The sequence below is a fragment of the Bradyrhizobium sp. 26S5 genome (assembly GCF_036923295.1).
Taxonomy (GTDB): Bacteria; Pseudomonadota; Alphaproteobacteria; order Rhizobiales; family Xanthobacteraceae; genus Bradyrhizobium; species Bradyrhizobium septentrionale.
On sequence record NZ_CP145948.1, the window covers coordinates 7,394,027 to 7,408,655 of the forward strand.

Consider the following 14,629-nt stretch of genomic DNA (forward strand, 5'->3'; position numbering starts at 1 on the left):
TTATCGCTTCATCCAGGCCCAGACGATGGCCACGACGATGATGCCGATGATGACCGCGAGCCCGATCGCCCAGCTGCTGACGCGCACGGCGCTGACCGCCTGACGCTCGGCCTCGTTGGCCGCGATCTCGCGGTTGCGCTGCTTGTCCTGCTCGGGAGCATTCATCGGCCGGTCTCCGTCAAGGCTGGGCTGTTCGGGTCGTGGTCGCGAACCGCAATGTAGCATCAAATAATGACGCCCGGGCACATCGGTTCCCGAGATCGCTACCGCCCCTTCACGAAGCACATTCCCATGCGCGAGGTCTTGCCGGCCATCTGGCATGCGAGGCCCTCGGCACAGGTCCAGCCACGGAAGCTGCGGTCGGTCTCGGCCGGCCTCGTGCCCGGCAGATAGCAATGTGCGCCCCAGCCGTCGCTGTATTCGGTGCCAGCCAACTCAGTGCCGCCGCGCAATTGCGGCCGGTTGGAGAAGCCGCGCGAAAAATCCGGCGCCTTGCCGTCGCGGAGGCTCGTGAGGATATCGCGGCGGCGCACCTGGTCGCCGAAGAAATGCGGCGAGGCCGGCACCACGGTGGAGTTCGACGGCTTCGCCGCCATCCAGTCGACGCCGGGGACATGGAAGCCGCCAATGCCGCGGGTCTGGTGGCAGCCGGCGCAGGTGACGTCGTTGAGGCGCCGCTCGAAGCCGGCCAATGACTGGATGTTCTGCAGCTTCGTTCCGTCAGCCGCGGCCTTCTGCAAGGCGCCGACGACATCGCCGTCCGAGAACACCGCATTGCCGGCGGTCCCCTCGCCCTGGACCATGCCGAATTCGGGCTGCAGATCGCTGACATCGAAACCGATCGGGGTCGGCGCCACCGCCGAGCTTGCGAGGAAGCGATCGGGGATCAGCAGGGTGCCGCGATCGAGCTCGGCAAAATGCGCAGGATTCAGCAGCCACGCCTTGAACTCGCGCCGCAGCGCCTCGTCCGCCAGAATGCGATCGCGATCGATCTGGTTCTCCAGCGGCGCTTCGGTGAAGCGCTTCGCTGCCCGGTCATAGTCGAACACTTTCAGCAGATAGTCGGTGCGGAAGTCGCGCACGGCGGATTTCGGCGCATGCGCGATCTGCAGATTGGTCTCGATGCGATCGATATTCCCGGCGCCGATCAGGCCGAGCGGGCCGTCCTCGCCGAACAGTTTCTCCATCGCCGGCGGCGCGCTGCCGGTCGCCAGCCAGCGCCGTGCAAGCTCGCGGCAGCTGAGCGACGCGTCGTTGCCGTCGCCCTTCGCCTTCAGCACCAGGTTCAGCGTCATCGGCAGCCGCTGCGAGACCGCATTCTCGCCGATCAGCGGCACATCGGTCCGCGTCAACCGATAGATCAGCCGGATCTCGCCGCAGTTGTTCGGCGCGACATAGGCGCGGTCCATGCGGTTGACGATGCCGGCCAGCACGAAGCGAACGTCGGAGGATTGAAACAGCGCGCGGTCGAACAGCTGAAAGGCAAAGCCGTCGCCGACGCCGATGCTCTCGTTCGGCAGGCTTGCCTGATGCTTTGCGACATAGCGATCGAACTCACGATCGAGCGCCTCGCGCACCGGCACCATCGAGGGCAACGCAAACAGATCGCGGTTGGACAGCGGCGTGTCGGCGGAACGCTCCGGCGCAAGCATCCGGCCGAGGCCGAAACGGTCGTGATCGAGCTGGCGCAGGATCGCGGGATCGATGATCGCTGTGCCGCGCTCGAGCGCGCGATCCTCGGCGGCGCGTGCAGGCACCGCGCCGCAGAGCAGAACGGACATCAGCAGGAAGCATTTCAGCGCGCGGCTCATGCCCCCACTAACACCGCGCGGCAAACCCTATTCAAGAAAAAAGGCGCTTCACATCGCGGTGAAGCGCCTTGGTGTTGTCGTGTTTCGGCAATCAGCGCGAAACGATCAGGCCCTTGCTGGTGACGACCACCCAACGGCCGTCCTGCTTGCGGATGGCGTCGACGCGGCCGAGGCCGGGGACGGGATCGCCGGCGTACACCTCGTAGATGCCGCCGCGGCCCTCGATCAGCGCGCCGCCATTGCCGACGTCGCGCAGCGACCAGCCGTCGACCACCGGCATGCGGCCGACCTCGGGCTTGGGGGCGGCCGGCACAGCCGCGGCAGTCGCAGGCGGGACCGAGCCCGTGACCTCGCGGACAGGCGTCGCAGCGGCGACGGTCGTCTGCGGCGTGGCGCGCAGCTTGTCGACGGTCTCGGTGAGCTTGGCGAGCTTGGCGTTCGGCTCCGCCTGGGCCTTCTCGACCTTCTCGATCCGGTCGTTGGCCTTGCTGAACTGGGCCTGGCCGGCCTTGGCGGTCTGCTCGACGCTGGCCTTCAGCGCGGCGATTTCGGATTCGAGCCGGGCGAGCGAGGCGTCGGCCGCTTCCTTTGCGGCGGCGTCCCTGGCAGCCGTATCCTGGGCGGAGGCAATGGCGGGGCTGGCGAGATGGCCGAGGCCTGCGGTCGCGAGCGCACCACCGATGGCCCCTGCCACGGTCGCCAGCGCAATCACCGCGGCCATCGCCCCGAACCGGCGCGTGCCGGCCGGCTTGGCTGCTGTCTTGGCCGCCTGCTCGGCGCCCGGCTTGGAGGCAGTCGCCTCATGGTCCCAGGTACGGTCACCGGGCGCCATGATCATCAGCTTGCCCGGAAAACGCGGCTCCTCACGCTTGCCGGTCTCGATCTTTGGCACGTCCATGTTGGTCGGCTCGACCTTAGGGTCGATCATGGGATCGATCTTGGGCTCAACCACGGCATCAACCCGGGGCTCGACCTTTGCCTCGACCTTGGGCGGCTCAACCTTCAGGGACTCGATCTTCGACGCGTCCATCCTGGGCGCGTCGGCCTTTGGCGACGTCTCTTCCTGCCCGGGCGCAAGCCGGGGAGCCTCGGCCGCGGCCATCACGGGCTCGGTTTTCGCCGCCGCTTCGACGCCGGTTTGACCGCTGACCGGCTCGCTCTGCTGCTCACTCACCTTCAAAGTCTCCAGACTAGGTTGACAATTCGGTAACTTTTATTGCTTGCGAAATGGTTACCCGGCCCCGGCATTACCTAAATTTTAGGGAGTTTTCCGGGCCGGATTGGGGCGGTGCCGCGCTGCGGCAATCTGCGCGGGCTCCGTTTGCGCGCGGCGCTTTCCCGACTAACATACCGCCATCTTCCAGCCAGAAGGCAGGAGAGCGCCATGACGATCGAGAAATGCATCAAGGAATTTGGTGTCGATGACGTCATTTTCGAGGAGGGCTCGACCGGCCGCGAGCTGTTTGTCGTGCTCGACGGCAAGGTCGACATCGCCAAGATCGATGGCGGAAACAAGACTGTTATCGTCAGCCTCGGCAAGGGCGAGTTCTTCGGCGAGATGGCGGTGATCGACGGCTCGGCGCGCTCGGCGACCGCCATCGCCTCCGCGCCTGCGACGCGGGTGATGCGGATCAACCACGCCCGCTTCGTCTATCTGGTCAGCCAGCAGCCGGCTTTTGCGCTGATGGTGATGGACGCGCTCTCGAAACGACTGCGCGCCTCCAACGCCGTCACTTACCGGTCGGCAGCCACCCCATGAGCGAGCGCCAGCCAAGCCCCTTCAAGACGCTGTTCGAGACCGACGTCGCGTCGCTGATCCAGGCCGCCGACGACGTTTACCAGATCCGCTTCAAGAACCGTGCGGCAAATGCCTATTTGGTGCGCGGCAGCAAGCGGACCATCATGATCGATGTCGGGCTGTCCACCAACTATCCCGCGCTCGTCGCCTGCCTCGATCACCTTGGGGTGACGCCCGAGATGATCGACATGGTGGTGCTGAGCCACGAGCATCTCGACCACATCGGCGCGGCCTATCATTTCCACGGCAGCGCCTATATCGCCGCGCACCGGCTCGCCGCCAACAAGATCATGTTGCGCGACGACTTCTCGATGCTGCGCAAGATGTTCAACGAGCCGAACGTGCCGATCGATGTCGACATCTGGCTCGAGGAAGGCAATCTCATCGACCTCGGCAATTTCCGCCTCAACGTGATGTACACGCCGGGCCATACCTCGGCCTGCATCACGCTGTTCGATCCGGACAAGGGCTTGCTGTTCGCCTCCGACACGCTGATGCCCGGCGGCGTGATGGGCGGCGTGTTCGGCTCCGGCTCGATTGCCGACTACATCCAGTCGCTGGAACGGCTGAAGGGCCTCAATTCGAAGATCCTGCTGTCGGGTCATGGCCGGCTGTCCGACACGCCGCAGGACGACGTGCGGATCGCGCTGCAGCGCTCGCATGCCCTGCTCGAGGACACCGCGCAATTGTTCGATGCGCTCGATGCGCGCGCGAATTTCGAACCGATCATGCAATCGGTGCGCGACCTCAACAAGCTCGACGACTGACGCCCGGCCCCAGCCAAAGCCGCCCGTTGTGGCCCGCCACGACTTTGCACTAGGATCGGCTCACAACGATAAAAATCATGGGCTCGGCGATGCAGCCGTTGCTTGCCGACAACGGGGGAGAGGAAACGGATGCAGGTTGACGCGATGGCGCAGATGCGCCGCCGGGTGGTGATCTCCTCCACGATCGGCAATGCGCTGGAATGGTTCGACTTCACCGTTTTTGGCCTGTTCGCCGGCATCTTGAGCAAGCTGTTCTTTCCGGCGGACAATCCGCATTCCTCGCTGCTGCTGACCTTCGCGACATTCGGGATCGCCTTTGCAGCCCGGCCGTTGGGCGGTCTGGTGTTCGGGCTCTATGCCGACAAGCACGGCCGCAAGAAGGCGCTGGTCGTGATGATATCGCTGATGGCTGTTGGCACCGGCCTGCTCGGCTTCCTGCCGACCTATGGCGCGATCGGAATCGCGGCACCGCTATTGCTGCTGCTGGCGCGGCTGATCCAGGGCTTTTCCGCCGGCGGCGAGTTCGGCAGCGCCAGCGCGATGCTGATCGAGTTCGCGCCGCCTGGCCGGCGTGGCTTCTACGGCTCGTTCCAGATGGTGTCGCAATCGCTGGCGTTTGGCCTCGGTGCCGCGATGGCGATCGGTCTCAATCTCGGCCTGTCGCCCGACGCCTTCGCGAGCTGGGGTTGGCGCGTGCCGTTCATCCTCGGCATTCTGATCGGGCCGACCGGATGGTATCTGCGCCGAAGGTGCGACGAGTCGCCCGAATTCCAGGCGTATCTCGCCGAGAAGGCCGCGACGGCGCAACCGCGCAGGCAGACCACGCTCGGCCAATTGTTCTCCGAACATCCACGCGAGTTGATTGCTTCGTTTTGCCTGATCGCGGCCGGTACGGCGATCAACTATGTCAATGCGATCTTTCTGCCGACCTATGCGGTCGCCGAGCTGAAGCTGCCGCTCCTGAACGCACAGCTCGGCCTGCTCGTCGTCAGCGTCGTCAATGCAGGGGTGGCGGTGGCCTGCGGCGCACTCTCCGACCGGATCGGCCGTCGCGCGGTCCTCGTTCCGGCGCTGATCGTCTACAGCTTGCTGTTCTATGTGATCTTGCAGCGGCTCGTTGCCGCCCCGACCACCGCGAACCTCTGGGAGTTGCAGATCGTCGCGGTGCTGCTCGGAGCCTTGGCCGGGCCGATGCCGGCCTTCATGACCGAGATATTTCCCGTCGGCGTGCGCTCGACCGGAGCATCGCTGATGTACAATCTCGCCGTGATGCTGTTCGGCGGGTTGGCGCCGTTCATCAACACCTGGCTGGTCCAGGTGACGGGCGACAAGGCTGCTCCTGTCTACTACATCCTGTTCGCGGCGGCGGTCGGTCTCGTGGGTCTGTCGGTCTATCGCGGGCGACCGTCCGTGCCGGGAATCGCAACTCAACCGGCGCAATGACCCTCGCTTAGCCATGCAATCGGTGCGCGACCTCAACAAGCTCGACGACTGACGTTCACGTGTGACCGGATTTGTGACATCACCTTTATTCCAGGCCTCAACCTGACATCCGCGTGAGCCCGGCGCGGCAGCAAGTCATTTGACAAATCCGCGCGCGGCCTGTTCAAACAGCCGCAACAACAACGCTGAAAAACAGGGAGCGAGGACATGAAGCTGTACGACTCGATCGGACCCAACCCGCGCATCGTGCGCATGTTCATGGCGGAGAAGGGCATCGAGATCCCCAGGCAGGCCGTCGACCTGCGCAAGGGCGAGAACCGCGAGGAAGCGCATCTGAAGCGCAATCCGCACGGCCAGATGCCGGCGCTCGAACTGGACTGCGGCAATTATCTCTCGGAGATCACCGCAATCTGCGAATATCTCGAGGAGAAGCACCCCTCGCCCGCGATGATCGGCACCACGCCGGAGGAGCGCGCCGAATGCCGGATGTGGACGCGCCGCGTCGACCTCAACATCGCCGAGCCGCTTGCCAACGGCTACCGCTTCGGCGAGGCGCTTAAATTCTTCGAGAAGCGCATTCCCGTCGCGCCCGAGGCCTCGCCGGGGCTGAAGATGATCGCAGCCAACCGCATCAAATGGCTTGATGACCAGATGGCCGATGGCCGCGACTTCATCTGCGGCAAACGCTTCACCCTCGCCGACATGCTGCTCTATTGCTGGCTCGATTTCGGCAACCAGGTCGGCCAGCCGCTGGACCAGGCGAACGGCAACATCGTCGCCTGGTTCAACCGCGTGGCTGAGCGGCCGTCGGTCAAGGCGTAGGTTCTCACCCGACCGTCATTCCGGGGCGCGCGAAGCGCGAACCTCAGGTGCGCAATTGCGCACCGGGGAATCTAGAAGTAATGGCGCGAGATTCCGGGTTCGATGCTGACGCATCGCCCCGGAATGACGGGCTCAAATCACCACCGGCTTGTCCGGCAGCTCGTTCGGGCCGCCCTCTGCATGAGGGAAATGCTTCGCCAGCTCCCGCGACACCGCCGCGACGCCGTTGATCACGCCCTGCTCGAACCGGCCTGATCGAAAATCCGCTTCCATGGCGCGGCAGATCGCTTCCCAGCCGGCGTGACCGACCTTGGCGTCGATGCCGCGGTCCGCGACGATCTCGACGTCGCGGTCGGCGAGCAGGAGATAGATCAGGACGCCGTTGTTGTGATGGGTGTCCCAGATCCGCAAATGCGAGAATACGTCCAGCGCCCGTTCGCGCGCCGGCTGGTTGCGGAACAGCGGCACACCGTCGAGCGCGCCCTCTACGACGAAACGGATCTGGCCCGAATGGGTCGCTTCACCTTCCTTGATCGCGCGCTCGATGGCGTCGAGCACGCGCGGCGGAAAGTCACGCCGCACCCGCCAGCGATGTTCGAGCAGATGCCTCCCGATGCGCTTGATGCTCATGTGCCTACCAGCTCCCCGAGGCGCCGCCGCCGCCGAAGCTGCCGCCTCCGCCGCTGAAGCCGCCGCTGTCGCTCGAGCTCGAGCCGCTGCTCCAGCCACCGCCGCCGCCGGACCAGCCGCCGGAATAACCGCCGCCGCGCCGGTACGGTCCGGAGCCCGCCGCCGGGCCGCCAAAATTCAATCCGCCGAAGATCAGCGCCGCGACACCAGCGAACAAGCCGACCACCACGGCGGTGGCGAGCGAGCCGGCCAACAACCAGGTGAAGACACCGACGATGCCGCCGGTTGCGGCCGAGCCCAACAGCCGCCCCAGCATCGCGCGCAGCGCGCTCGCCACGATGATAACGACGAAGATCGCCACCGGATTGGCGAAGTCGACCAGGTTCGGCGCCTGCCAATGCTCGGCCTCCGGCGCCGGCAGCTGCTCGCCATTGACCAGCCGGATCATCCGGTCGACGCCGGCCGAAATGCCGCCGGCGAAATCGCCGGCCTTGAATTTCGGTGTGATGTCCTCGTCGATGATGCGGTGGGTGACGACGTCGCTCAGCACGCCCTCGAGGCCGTAGCCGACCTCGATGCGCAAATGTCGGTCGTTCTTGGCGACCACGAGCAGCGCGCCGTCGTCGACCTTCTTGCGCCCGATCTTCCAGGCCCCGGCGACGCGGATCGAGAACTGCTCGATCGTCTCCTCGCCAGTGGTCGGTACGATCAGGACAGCAATCTGGCTGCCTTTTCGTTTCTCGAGATCCTCCAGCTTTCCGTTGAGCGCAGCAATGTCGCCCGACGACAGCGTCCCGGTCTGATCGACGACGCGGCCGGTGAGCTGAGGCACTGCGACCTCGGCCCGCGCCGGGCAGATGAGGCCCAGCAGGAAAGCGAACAGGATGACGCGAATGGCGGCCATTGCGGTCGGCGCGCGCCGCCGCTACTTCGACGGCGCCGGCGTTGGGTTGAAGTCGACCTTCGGCGCGGTCGAAATCTCCTTCTCGTTCTCGACCGTGAAGTTGGGCTTCTCCTTGTAGCCGAACACCATCGCGGTCAGATTGTTCGGGAAAGTGCGGATGCCGACATTATAGTCCTGCACCGACTTGATGTAGCGGTTGCGCGCTACCGTGATGCGGTTCTCGGTGCCCTCGAGCTGCGCCATCAGGTCGCGGAACAGCGCGTCTGATTTCAGCTGCGGATAGTTTTCGGTGACGACGAGCAGCCGCGACAGCGCGCTGGTGAGCTCACCCTGCGCCTGCGTGAACTTCTGGAACGCGGCGGGGTCGTTGAGCACTTCCGGCGTTGCCTGGATGCTGCCGACCTTGGCGCGCGCGTTGGTGACGCCGAGCAGCACGTCCTTCTCCTGCTGCGCAAAGCCCTTCACCGAGTTGACCAGGTTCGGCACCAGATCGGCGCGCCGCTGGTACTGGTTCACCACCTCCGACCAGCTCGACTTGACCTGCTCGTCGTTGGTCTGGATCGCGTTGTAGCCGCAATTGGTCAGGCTCAACGTCGCCAGCGCTGCCAGCACGGTCCAAAGCTTGCGCATGAAATTGGTCCTCCCGGTGGATTCTTTGCCAGCTTAGCAGATTTTCGTCCGTTAATCCCGTGTGGCGGTTTTCGCGCCACCTTTTGCGGACGATGGCCCTTGCCTATCCCTCCCCGCGCCGTTCATCATGGCGAAAAATCGATCCGGGGAGGATCCATGACGTCTGAACAATTCGAGACGATTGTCGTCGAGCGGCCGGAGCCCGCGATCGCGCGGATCGTGATGAACCGCCCCGAGGCCCGCAACGCCCAGAACCTGCAGATGACCTACGACCTCAACGCCGCCTTCGACCGGGCGGTGCAGGACGACGCGGTCAAGGTCATCATCCTCGCCGGCAAAGGCCCGCATTTCTCGGCCGGTCACGATCTGCGGCCGGGGGCTAAGAACCAGGCGGGCGTCGATTTCCCGCCAGTCGGAAATTGGGGCGGCTTCGCCGAGCCGAACGCGCACGGCCGCTTCGCGCGCGAGCAGGAGATCTACCTGCAGATCACCCGGCGCTGGCGCAATCTGGCCAAGCCCACCATCGCGGAGGTGCACGGCAAGTGCATCGCCGGCGGGTTGATGCTGGCCTGGGCCTGCGACCTGATCGTCGCGAGCAGCGACGCCGAATTCTGCGATCCCGTGGTGACGATGGGCGTCTGCGGCGTTGAGTGGTTCGTGCATCCCTGGGAGCTCGGCGCGCGCAAGGCCAAGGAGATGCTGTTCACCGCGGACGTCTGGAGCGCCGAAGAGGCGCATCGTCTCGGCATGGTCAATCACGTGGTGCCGCGCGGCGATCTCTCGTCATTCACGCTGGCGCTGGCGCGTCGGATCGCGACGAAGCCCGCCTTTGCGCTGAAGCTTTCCAAGGAGGCGGTGAACCGCTCGATCGACATCATGGGGCAGCCCGCTGCGATCGATCATGCCTTCGCGCTGCATCAGCTCTGCCACGCGCACAATCTTCAGGAATTCGGAATGGTGGTGGACCCCGCGGGTCTGCATCCCTCCGTCAAGAAAACCGCCAATGTGAAGTAGAGCAGATGGACCTCACTCTCAGCGACGAGCAGCGCCTGCTGCGCGAAAGTGCCGACCGCTTCGTGGCGGAAACCTTCACATCAGAGCATCGCAAGAGGACGGCGAACGAGCCGCTCGGCTATTCGCCCGCGATCTGGAAACAATTCGCCGAGCTCGGCTGGCTGGCGCTGCCGATCAGCGAGGCCTATGGCGGGCTTGGCGGCGGCGCGATCGAGATCGGACTGTTGATGGAAGCATTCGGTCGCGGCCTGGTGTCGGAGCCGTTTCTCTCCACGGTCGTGATCGGCGTCGCGCTGGTCGCCGAATGCGGCACCGAGGCGCAGCGGCAGGCGATCCTGCCCAAGATTGCGGAAGGCGCGCTCACTCTCGCGTTCGCGCATTCCGAGCGCGCCGCGCGCTTCGACCTCGGCCATGTCGACACCACGGCCACCAGGACCGCCGACGGTTGGCTTTTGAACGGCAGCAAGATCGCGGTGCTCGACGGTGCGTCGGCCAACCAGATCATCGTCTCGGCCCGCGTCGCCAACGCCAATGGCGCATCCGGCAAGCTCGGCCTGTTCCTGGTGCCGGCAGGCGCGCCCGGCCTCACCTTGCGCGATTACGCGCGGCTTGGCGGCGGACGCGCCTGCAATCTCGATCTGAAGAATGTACAGCTGCCCGCCGACGCGTTGCTCGGCGATGGCCAGGACGCGTTGCCCGCGATCGAAACCGTGGTCGACCGCGCGATGGCCGCGCTCGGCGCCGAGGCGGTCGGCATCATGCAGACGCTGCTCGACACCACGCTCGAATACACCAAGATTCGCAAACAGTTCGGCCGGCCGCTGTCGGCCAATCAGGTGATCCGCCATCGCCTCGCCGACTTCGCGATGCAGGTCGACGAGGCGCGCTCGATGGCGCTGCGCGCCGCGTTGATGGCCAATGCCGAGCCGGCGGCGCGCGGCCGTGCAGCGTCCGGCGCCAAGGCGAAGATCGGCAAATGCGCGCGCTTCGTCGCCGAGCAGTCGGTGCAGTTGCACGGCGCCATGGGCGTCACCGAGGAGCTCGATATCGGCGCCTATTTCAAGCGGCTGCTCGCCTTCGACACGCAGTTCGGCGGCAGCGCCCATCATTATCGCCGCCACGCCGCCTTGAGCGGCCGCGCCCACGCGTAAACGGAGAGCGCAACATGGATCTCACCTTCAGTGCCGAGGAACGCGCCTTCGAGCAGGAAGTCCGCGACTACATTGCCGCGAGTCTCACGCCGGAAATGAAGCGCGCCACCGCGCTGACGCCGTCGGTGTTCTCCGATCCCGACATCGGAATGGCCTGGCAGCGCACGCTGCACAAGAAGGGCTGGGGCGCGCCGGGCTGGCCGGTTGAGCATGGCGGGCCGGACTGGACGCCGGCGCAGCGCTGGATCTTCGAAGCCGAATGCGCCCGCGCCGGCGTGCCCAATGTCAACGTGATGGGCGTGAAGATGGTCGGGCCCGTCATCATCGGCTTCGGCTCGCCCGAGCAGAAGAACTTTTACCTGCCGCGAATCCTCTCGGGTGACGACTACTGGTGCCAGGGCTATTCCGAACCCGGCTCGGGCTCCGACCTCTCCTCGCTGAAGACCCGCGCCGTGCGCGACGGCGACGACTACATCATCAACGGCACCAAGATCTGGACCACGCACGCGCATCACGCCAACCGCATGTTCGCGCTGGTGCGCACCAATGAGGGCGAGCGGCAGCAGGACGGCATCAGCTTCATCCTGATCGACATGAAGACGCCTGGAATCACCACGCGCCCGATCCTGACCATCGGCGGCGACCACGAGGTCAACCAGGTGTTCTTCGACGACGTCCGCGTGCCCGTCGCCAATCGCGTCGGCGAGGAAGGCAAGGGCTGGACCTACGGCAAGTACCTGCTCGAATTCGAGCGCGGCTCCGGCATCGCATCCGCCAAGCTGCGCGAGGCGCTGAAGACGATCTCCGATCTCGCTGCGTCCGACGTCACCGGCCGCGCCATCGAGGACCCTGACATCGCGATGCGGATGTCGGAGGTCGAGGTCGACATCGATGCGCTCGAGATGACCGAGCTGCGGGTGCTGTCGGCGCTGCAGACCGGGCAGAATCCCGGCGCGGTGTCGTCGCTGATCAAGCTGCGGGTCAGCGAGATCCGCCAGGCGGTGACCCGGCTCGGCGTCGACGTGATCGGCAATGACGGACTTGCCGTCGAGCCGGCGCGGCCGTTCTACCGGCTCAACCACGAGCCGGCGATCCCGGAAGAACTGCTGCCGGTGGTGCCGGAATATCTCAACGGGCGGGCGTATACGATCTTCGGCGGCTCGTCAGAGATCCAGCGCGACATTATTGCGAAGATGGTGTTGGGGTTGTAGCGTTCCGGGCAGGCACCTGGCCTCTACTCGTCATGCCCGGGCTTGTCCCGGGCATCCACGTCTTGTCGCCAGAAAGGAAGTCGTGGATGGCCGGGACAAGCCCGGCCATGACGGCGTTGTTGTCTATGCCCCCACCTTCGCGTCCTGGATCGCCTGCCAGATCTTGGCCGGCGTCAGCGGCGTGTTGAGCTGGGTGATCCCGACCTCGCTCAGCGCATCCATCACGCCGTTGGTGATGCAGGGCGGCCCGCCGATCGCACCGGACTCGCCGCAGCCCTTGGCGCCCAGCGGATTGGTCTTGCAGGGCGCGGAGGGATCGAGCGTCACCGTGATCGGCGGAATGTCCGAGGCGCGCGGGATGCAATAGTCCTGATAGCTCGCGGTCAGCAGCTGGCCTTCCTCGCTGTAGGACACGCCTTCATACAGCGCCTGGCCGATGCCCTGCACAACGCCGCCATGCACCTGCCCCGTCACCAGCATCGGATTGACCGCGACGCCGACGTCGTCGACCGTGGTGTAGCGCACCACCCGTGTCACGCCGGTCTCGGGATCGATCTCGACCTCGCAGATATGCGTGCCGTTCGGCCAGCTCGGCCCGTCGACCTCACCCTCGCTCTCGACCGAAAGCTTGGCGCCTTTTTCCTTGCTTGCGATCTCGAACAGGCTGATGCGCCGGTCGGTGCCGACCACGGTGAGGAATCCGTCGCGATACTCGATATCCTCGACGGAGGCTTCCAGCAGATGGGAGGCCTTGTCGCGCGCCTTGTTGATCATATCGTTGCTGGAGACCGCAACCGCGGTGCCGCCGACGAACAGCGAGCGCGAGCCGACGCTGCCGAAACCGGTGGCCAAGTCCGTGTCGCCCTGCACGACGTCGATCTTGTCCATCGAGATGCCGAGCGTATCGGCGACCATCTGGGTGTAGGTGGTGGCGAGCCCCTGCCCCATCGCCATCGTGCCGGACCAAAGGATGACGCGGCCTTCGGCGGTCGCGTGCAGCGAGACCTTCTCGGTGTGGGCGCGGCCGCCGGTCCACTCGATGTAGCTGGTCAGGCCGCGGCCGTAGAGCAGGCCCTTCTTCTTCGCCGCCTTCTTGCGCGCGGCAAAGCCGTTCCAGTCGGCGAGGTCGGAGGCGCGCTCAAGCATGTGCGCGAAGGCGCCGGAGTCGTATACCTGCCCGACCGCGTTGGTGTAGGGCAGCTGCGCCGGCTTGATGTAGTTGATCTTACGGATCGCGCGCGGGTCCATGCCGATCTGGCGCGCGGCGGCGTCGAACAGCCGCTCGACGATGAACACAGCCTCGGGCCTGCCGGCGCCGCGATAGGCGCCGACCGGCGCGGTGTTGGTCATCACCGACTTGACCTCGAAATGCACCAGCGGCAGGTCATAGACGCCGGTCTGCACGAACGGGCCGAGCACCAGCGGGATGATGTTGGCGGTACCCGACGAATAGGCGCCGGTGCCGCCGATCGAGCGCACCCGATAGGCCAGCACGCGGCCCTTGGCGTCGAGCGCGAACTCGCCGGTCGAGGTCAGGTCGCGGCCATGAGTGCCGCCGACGAACTCGTCGGTACGGTCGCCGCGCCAGCGGATCTTCTCGTTCAGCTTGGTCGCGGCGTAGGCGACGATGCCGTCTTCCGGATAGAGGCTGGTCTTCTGGCCGAAGCCGCCGCCGATGTCGCCGACCAGCACGCGCACGCTGTCCTTCGGCCGCTTCAGGATGGATTCCGCGAGCAGATCGCGGGTCGAGCCCGGGGTCTGCGACTGCACGTGGAGGATCAGCCGCCCGGTCTTCTTATCGATCTCGGCGATCGTCGAGCGGGGCTCCATCGCCGACGGCACCAGGCGCTGGCTGACCAGATCGAGCGACACCTTGTGCGCGGCGCTGGCGAAGGCTGCCTCGACCTTGGCGGCATCGCCATAGCTCATCGCGGCCACGATGTTGTCGGGCGCCTCCGGCCAGACCGCCGGCGCACCGGGCTTGATCGCCTCGACCGGATCGACCACCGAGGGCAGCACCTCGTAGTCGATCTCGATCGCTTCGGCCGCGGTCTGCGCCAGCACGCGCGAGGTCGCGACCACAGCCGCGACACCCTCGCCCGCGTAGCGCACCACCTCATGCGCCAGCAAGCGGCGCGGCGGCACGGTCATCGGCGAGCCGTCGGGCCGCTTGAAGATCGCGAGCGTCGGCAGCGTGCCGATATCGTCCTTCAACAGGTCCGCGCCGGTATAGACCGCCTTGACGCCGGGCATCGCCAGCGCCGCCTTGACGTCGATCGACTTGATGTTGGCGTGGGCATGCGGCGAGCGCAGCACGTGCAGCCAGAGCGCGCCGTCGGCCGGCTTGTCGTCGATGAAATGCCCCTTCCCGGTGAGCAGCCGCTGGTCTTCGAGACGCTTGACAGGCTGGCCCGCACCAAAACGCATATTGCCGGGAAGAATGTTCAT

The 14,629-nt window shown here is 65.7% G+C and carries 14 protein-coding genes; 7 read left to right on the plus strand and 7 right to left on the minus strand.

The genetic code is table 11. The features are described 5' to 3' along the window. The 3 genes from V5279_RS34850 to V5279_RS34860 form a co-directional block, all read right to left on the minus strand. Complete coding sequence (locus V5279_RS34850; RefSeq protein ID WP_166298481.1) at positions 1 to 165, minus strand: hypothetical protein; 165 nt, start codon at positions 163 to 165, stop codon at positions 1 to 3. Positions 166 to 263: 98 nt separating this feature from the next. Then, positions 264 to 1,811, minus strand: coding sequence for a hypothetical protein (locus V5279_RS34855; RefSeq protein ID WP_166298482.1), 1,548 nt, complete (start codon positions 1,809 to 1,811; stop codon positions 264 to 266). A gap of 91 nt (positions 1,812 to 1,902) precedes the next feature. Then, positions 1,903 to 2,991, minus strand: a complete 1,089-nt coding sequence (locus tag V5279_RS34860; protein WP_338691549.1) for a hypothetical protein — start codon at positions 2,989 to 2,991, stop codon at positions 1,903 to 1,905. A 204-nt stretch (positions 2,992 to 3,195) separates the two neighbouring features. Between V5279_RS34860 and V5279_RS34865 the strand changes: the two genes are divergently transcribed. From V5279_RS34865 to V5279_RS34880, 4 genes are all read left to right on the plus strand, one after another. Beyond that, positions 3,196 to 3,570 (plus strand): Crp/Fnr family transcriptional regulator, encoded by a 375-nt coding sequence (locus V5279_RS34865; RefSeq protein WP_029080332.1) that lies wholly within the window; start codon positions 3,196 to 3,198, stop codon positions 3,568 to 3,570. Continuing rightward, on the plus strand, positions 3,567 to 4,376 hold the full coding sequence (locus tag V5279_RS34870; protein WP_338691550.1) for an MBL fold metallo-hydrolase: 810 nt from the start codon (positions 3,567 to 3,569) through the stop codon (positions 4,374 to 4,376). The genes V5279_RS34865 and V5279_RS34870 overlap by 4 nt, the downstream gene beginning before the upstream one ends. A gap of 129 nt (positions 4,377 to 4,505) precedes the next feature. Further along, a complete protein-coding gene (locus tag V5279_RS34875; RefSeq protein WP_338691551.1) occupies positions 4,506 to 5,819 on the plus strand; it encodes an MFS transporter in 1,314 nt (437 codons plus the stop codon). A gap of 207 nt (positions 5,820 to 6,026) precedes the next feature. Continuing rightward, positions 6,027 to 6,641, plus strand: coding sequence for a glutathione S-transferase family protein (locus V5279_RS34880; RefSeq protein ID WP_338691552.1), 615 nt, complete (start codon positions 6,027 to 6,029; stop codon positions 6,639 to 6,641). Between the two features lie 132 nt (positions 6,642 to 6,773). On the opposite strand, the gene V5279_RS34885 is transcribed toward V5279_RS34880, so the two are convergent. From V5279_RS34885 to V5279_RS34895, 3 genes are read right to left on the minus strand one after another with little or no spacing between them, the layout of a single operon-like run. Further along, positions 6,774 to 7,271 carry a TPM domain-containing protein gene (locus tag V5279_RS34885; protein ID WP_166298486.1) on the minus strand — a complete coding sequence of 166 codons (498 nt, stop codon included), beginning with the start codon at positions 7,269 to 7,271 and terminating at the stop codon, positions 6,774 to 6,776. Between the two features lie 4 nt (positions 7,272 to 7,275). Next, positions 7,276 to 8,175, minus strand: a complete 900-nt coding sequence (locus tag V5279_RS34890; protein WP_338691553.1) for a YgcG family protein — start codon at positions 8,173 to 8,175, stop codon at positions 7,276 to 7,278. Positions 8,176 to 8,196: 21 nt separating this feature from the next. Continuing rightward, complete coding sequence (locus tag V5279_RS34895) at positions 8,197 to 8,805, minus strand: LemA family protein (RefSeq protein ID WP_166298488.1); 609 nt, start codon at positions 8,803 to 8,805, stop codon at positions 8,197 to 8,199. A 156-nt stretch (positions 8,806 to 8,961) separates the two neighbouring features. Between V5279_RS34895 and V5279_RS34900 the strand changes: the two genes are divergently transcribed. Genes V5279_RS34900 through V5279_RS34910 form a run of 3 tightly spaced genes read left to right on the plus strand, consistent with a single transcriptional unit; the run spans position 8,962 to position 12,181 of the window. Next, positions 8,962 to 9,819: an enoyl-CoA hydratase gene (locus V5279_RS34900; RefSeq protein ID WP_338691554.1), complete on the plus strand. Its 858-nt coding sequence runs from the start codon at positions 8,962 to 8,964 to the stop codon at positions 9,817 to 9,819. Between the two features lie 5 nt (positions 9,820 to 9,824). Beyond that, entirely contained in the window at positions 9,825 to 10,970 is a 1,146-nt protein-coding gene (locus V5279_RS34905; protein ID WP_338691555.1) for an acyl-CoA dehydrogenase, read from the plus strand. A gap of 14 nt (positions 10,971 to 10,984) precedes the next feature. Further along, on the plus strand, positions 10,985 to 12,181 hold the full coding sequence (locus V5279_RS34910) for an acyl-CoA dehydrogenase family protein (protein ID WP_338691556.1): 1,197 nt from the start codon (positions 10,985 to 10,987) through the stop codon (positions 12,179 to 12,181). Positions 12,182 to 12,304: 123 nt separating this feature from the next. On the opposite strand, the gene V5279_RS34915 is transcribed toward V5279_RS34910, so the two are convergent. After that, positions 12,305 to 14,629 (minus strand): xanthine dehydrogenase family protein molybdopterin-binding subunit, encoded by a 2,325-nt coding sequence (locus V5279_RS34915; protein WP_338691557.1) that lies wholly within the window; start codon positions 14,627 to 14,629, stop codon positions 12,305 to 12,307.